Source organism: Thauera sp. 28, from assembly GCF_000310145.2.
In the GTDB taxonomy this organism is placed as follows: domain Bacteria; phylum Pseudomonadota; class Gammaproteobacteria; order Burkholderiales; family Rhodocyclaceae; genus Thauera; species Thauera mechernichensis.
The window spans coordinates 1-4,887 of the sequence record NZ_AMXA01000061.1; the positions used below are offsets into that span (position 1 = coordinate 1).

Here is a 4,887-nt window from a genome sequence, read left to right on the forward strand (position 1 = left end):
CCCTCGCCGACAGGCACCCGGGCGCGTGGCCCGGGTCTCCCTCCCCATCGATCAAAACGGTTGTGTGGCGGTGCTCACTCGAATTCGATGATGACTTCGTCGACCGAGAGGCTGGCGCCGGGCTTGGCGACGATCTTCTTGACCTTGCCGTCCTGCTCGGCCTTGAGCACGTTTTCCATCTTCATGGCTTCGATGATGGCGAGCTTTTCGCCGGCCTTGACCTCCTGGCCTTCGGCCACGGCAACTTCGCGCAGCAGGCCGGGCATGGGCGAGAGCAGGAACTTGGAGAGGTCGGGCGGCAGCTTCTCGGGCATCAGCGACAGCAGGTGGGCGGCGCGCACGGTCATGACCATGGGCTCGACCTGCAGGCCGAAGTGGGCGATGCGGTAGCGCAGGCCGCGGCGTTCGATCTGCAGGCAGATCGGGGCGCCGTTGACGGTGCCGGTGAGCAGCAGGTCGCCGAACTTCCAGTCGGAGACGATGTTGTAGGTGCGGCCTTCGTGGGTGACGGCGAGGCCACCTTCGATGGGCTGCGTCTGCACCGGGTACTGCTTGCCGGCCATGACGACGACCCAGTTGGACGCGACCTTGCGGCCGTGGCCGGCGAGCTGGCCTTCGATCTGCACGGCGCGCTCGATGTAGCGGCTGCGGGCGAAGGTGGCGACGGCGGCGAGCAGCGCGGGGTCGTCGTGCGGGACCATGGAGGCGTCGAAGCCCTGCGGGTACTCCTCGGCGATGAAGCCGGTGTTGAAGTTGCCCGAGCAGAAGCGCGGGTGCTGCAGCAGCGCGGCCTGGAAGGGGATGTTGGAGCTGATGCCGCGGATGACGAAGGCGTTGAGGGCGTCGCGCATGCGCTCGATGGCGTCCTGGCGGTCCTTGCCGTGCACGATGAGCTTGGCGATCATCGAGTCGTAGTACATGGAGATTTCGCCGCCTTCGTACACGCCGGTGTCGACGCGCACGCCGTTGCCTTCGGCCGGGGCCTGGAACTTGACCAGGCGGCCGGTGGAGGGCAGGAAGCCGCGGAAGGGGTCTTCGGCGTTGATGCGGCATTCCATCGACCAGCCGTTGATGCCGACGTCGGCCTGGGCGAGCGGGAGCCTTTCGCCGTAGGCGACGCGGATCATCTGCTCGACGAGGTCCAGCCCGGTGATGAGTTCGGTGACCGGGTGCTCGACCTGCAGGCGGGTGTTCATCTCGAGGAAGTAGAACTCCTTGGTGGCACCGGAGACGACGAACTCGACCGTGCCGGCCGATTCGTAGTTCACCGCGCGCGCCAGGGCGACGGCCTGCTCACCCATGGCACGGCGCATCTCGGGGTCGACGAAGGGGCTGGGGGCTTCTTCGATGACCTTCTGGTGGCGGCGCTGGATGGAGCAGTCGCGCTCGTTGAGGTAGACGTAGTTGCCATGCGAGTCGCCGAGCACCTGGATTTCGATGTGGCGGGGCTCGAGGACGTACTTTTCGATGAAGACGCGGTCGTCGCCGAAGGCGTTGCGGGCTTCGTTGACGCAGGAGGCGAAGCCTTCGTGCGCTTCCTTGTCGTTGAAGGCGACGCGCAGGCCCTTGCCGCCACCGCCGGCGGAGGCCTTGATCATGACCGGGTAGCCGATCTTCCTGGCGATCTCGACGGCTTCGTCGGGGCCGGCAATGGCGTCGTTGTAGCCGGGGATGGTATTGACGCCGGCTTCGATGGCGAGCTTCTTGGACTCGATCTTGTCGCCCATCTTGGCGACCGAGTAGTGCTTCGGGCCGATGAACTTGATGCCTTCTTCTTCCAGGCGGCGCGAGAACTCGGCGTTCTCGGACAGGAAGCCGTAGCCCGGGTGGACGGCCTCGGCGCCGGTCTGCTTGCAGGCGGCGATGATCTTGTCGATGACGAGATAGGACTCTTTGGACGGCGCCGGGCCGATGCAGACGGCTTCGTCGGCCATTTCGACAAAGAGCGCGTCCTTGTCGGCCTCGGAGTGCACGGCGACGGTGGCGATGCCCATCTTGCGGGCGGTCTTGATGACGCGGCAGGCGATTTCACCGCGGTTTGCGATCAGGATCTTTTTAAACATGCGTGGTCTCCGCGGTGAAATCGCAACGTGCTTCGCACGCAAGGCGATGTGACTTCGTCGCTGCGCCGCTTCGCGGCTGGTCACCGCGGTTTGCGATCAGGATCTTTTTAAACATGTAGATATTCCTCGTGCGCGGATCAGAGCGGGATGTTGCCGTGCTTGCGCCACGGGTTCTCGAGCTGCTTGTCCTTGAGCATCGACAGCGAGCGGCAGATGCGCTTGCGGGTTTCGTGCGGCATGATCACGTCGTCGATGAAGCCGCGCGCGCCGGCCACGAAGGGGTTGGCGAAGCGCTGCTTGTACATGGCTTCGCGCTCGGCGATCTTTTCGGGGTCGTTCTTTTCTTCGCGGAAGATGATCTCGACCGCGCCCTTGGGGCCCATGACGGCGATTTCGGCGCTGGGCCAGGCGAAGTTGACGTCGCCGCGCAGGTGCTTGGACGACATGACGTCGTAGGCGCCGCCGTAGGCCTTGCGGGTGATGAGGGTGACCTTGGGCACGGTGCATTCGGCGTAGGCGTAGAGCAGCTTGGCGCCGTGCTTGATGATGCCACCGTATTCCTGCGCGGTGCCGGGCATGAAGCCGGGGACGTCGACCAGGGTGACGACCGGGATGTTGAAGGCGTCGCAGAAGCGGACGAAGCGCGCAGCCTTGATCGAGCTCTTGATGTCGAGGCAGCCGGCGAGCACCAGCGGCTGGTTGGCGACGATGCCGACCGGGGCGCCTTCCATGCGCGCGAAGCCGATGATGATGTTCTTGGCGTAGTCGGGCTGGAGCTCGAAGAAGTCGCCGTCGTCGACCATCTTGACGATCAGTTCCTTCATGTCATACGGCTGGTTGGCGTTGCTCGGCACGAGGGTGTCGAGCGAGTAGTCGAGGCGGTCGGCGGGGTCGACCGAGGGCACGACCGGCGGCTTGTCGCGGTTGCTGCCGGGGATGTAGCCGACCAGGCGGCGGGTCATCATGAGCGCTTCGACGTCGTTCTCGAAGGCGAGGTCGGCCACGCCGGACTTGCTGGTGTGGGTGACGGCGCCACCGAGCTCTTCGGCGGTGACTTCTTCGTGGGTCACGGTCTTCACGACTTCGGGACCGGTCACGAACATGTAGGACGAGTCCTTGACCATGAAGATGAAGTCGGTCATCGACGGCGAGTACACCGCACCGCCTGCGCAGGGGCCCATGATGAGCGAGATCTGCGGCACGACGCCGGAGGCGAGCACGTTGCGCTGGAACACGTCGGCGTAGCCGCCGAGCGAGTCGACGCCTTCCTGGATGCGGGCGCCGCCCGAGTCGTTGAGGCCGATGACCGGGGCGCCGACCTTCATGGCGTGGTCCATGACCTTGCAGATCTTTTCGGCGTGGGTTTCGGACAGCGAGCCGCCGAAGACGGTGAAGTCCTGCGAGAACACGAACACGAGGCGGCCGTTGACGGTGCCGTAGCCGGTGACGACGCCGTCGCCCGGGATGTGGTCGGCGTTCATGCCGAATTCGGCGCAGCGGTGCTCCTTGAACATGTCCCACTCTTCGAAGCTGTCGTCGTCGAGCAGCAGCAGGATGCGTTCGCGGGCGGTCAGCTTGCCCTTGGCGTGCTGGGCGTCGATGCGCTTCTGGCCACCGCCGAGGCGGGCCTTCTCGCGCTTTTCCTCCAGCTGGCGAATGATTTCTTGCATTGATGACCTCCTGTCAGATCTCTGTGTTGCGTCGTGCCGGCCGGGAAAGCCGGTGGGTGTGTGTCAGGCTTGGGACTGAATACGTGTAACGGCAGACTTGCGGTTTCAGCTTTGCAGATGGCCGAGCAGGCGCAGCGCGGCGAGCGAGGGGGTGGTACCGCCCTCTTCCACCGCGCGCGCCAGCGCCGGCAGTTCTTCCTTGACCCGGGGGTGGCTGCGGAAACGGCTGCGCAGCCCGGAGTCGATCATTTCCCACATCCAGGCCAGGGCCTGGTGGCGGCGCTTGGCGTCGAGCTCGCCGGTGGCGGTGAGCGCCTTGCGGTAGTCCATCACCGTGGTCCAGAACTCGGCCACGCCTTCCTTGCGCAGCGCCGACAGGGTGAGCACCGGGACCGTCCAGTTGGGGCTGGCCGGACGCAGCATGTGCAGCGCGGTCTTGATCTGCGACTTGGCGCGCATGGCGGCGGCGGGGTCGATGTCGGCCTTGTTGATGACGATCAGGTCGGCGATCTCCATGATGCCTTTCTTGATCGCCTGCAGGTCGTCGCCCGCGTTGGGCAGCTGCAGCAGGCAGAAGATGTCGGTCATGCCGGCGACGGCGGTTTCGGACTGGCCGACGCCGACGGTCTCGACAATGATGACGTCGAAGCCGGCGGCTTCGCAGACCAGCATGGTTTCGCGCGTTTTCTCGGCCACGCCGCCCAGGCTGCAGGCCGAGGGGCTGGGGCGGATGAAGGCGGCGGTGTTCTGGCTGAGCAGTTCCATGCGCGTCTTGTCGCCGAGGATGGAGCCGCCGGTGACCGAGGACGAGGGGTCGACCGCCAGCACGGCGACGCGCAGCCCCTGCTCGATGAGGTAGAGGCCGAGCGCTTCGATGAAGGTGGATTTGCCCACGCCCGGCACGCCCGAAATGCCCACCCGCATCGCCCCGCCGGTGCTCGGCAGCAGGGCCTCGAGCACGTGGCGGGCCCGCTCCTTGTGGTCCTCACGCTGGGATTCGATGAGCGTGATGGTCTTGGCGAGCGGCCGCAGCTGCCCCGCCAGAACGCCGTCGACGAGGGCTTGGTCCGTGGGATCGAGGGGGTGGGACGTGGGCGAAAGCATGGTCGGTGGGGTGGTCGTGGCCTTTGCGGTGCGGGTGTGGCGGGGTGTGG

3 protein-coding genes are annotated in these 4,887 nt (G+C 65.8%); all 3 read right to left on the reverse strand.

Going from position 1 to position 4,887, the window contains the following annotated elements; all coding sequences use genetic code 11:
* Nucleotides 1-74: 74 nt before the first annotated feature.
* The 3 genes from accC to meaB all read right to left on the reverse strand — a co-directional run bounded on the left by accC (nucleotide 75) and on the right by meaB (nucleotide 4,837).
* Complete coding sequence (gene accC, locus C662_RS19305) at nucleotides 75-2,063, reverse strand: acetyl-CoA carboxylase biotin carboxylase subunit (protein ID WP_002934185.1); 1,989 nt, start codon at nucleotides 2,061-2,063, stop codon at nucleotides 75-77.
* A 137-nt stretch (nucleotides 2,064-2,200) separates the two neighbouring features.
* Nucleotides 2,201-3,733 carry an acyl-CoA carboxylase subunit beta gene (locus C662_RS19310; protein ID WP_002934186.1) on the reverse strand — a complete coding sequence of 511 codons (1,533 nt, stop codon included), beginning with the start codon at nucleotides 3,731-3,733 and terminating at the stop codon, nucleotides 2,201-2,203.
* Between the two features lie 105 nt (nucleotides 3,734-3,838).
* Nucleotides 3,839-4,837, reverse strand: coding sequence for a methylmalonyl Co-A mutase-associated GTPase MeaB (meaB, locus tag C662_RS19315; RefSeq protein WP_037985178.1), 999 nt, complete (start codon nucleotides 4,835-4,837; stop codon nucleotides 3,839-3,841).
* Nucleotides 4,838-4,887 lie beyond the last annotated feature (50 nt).

Bases quoted from the DNA above. Each gene is read 5' to 3' on its own strand.
- meaB (WP_037985178.1), bottom strand. From the start codon at position 4,837: ATGCTTTCGCCCACGTCCCACCCCCTCGATCCCACGGACCAAGCCCTC.
- C662_RS19310 (WP_002934186.1), bottom strand. From the start codon at position 3,733: ATGCAAGAAATCATTCGCCAGCTGGAGGAAAAGCGCGAGAAGGCCCGC.
- accC (WP_002934185.1), bottom strand. From the start codon at position 2,063: ATGTTTAAAAAGATCCTGATCGCAAACCGCGGTGAAATCGCCTGCCGC.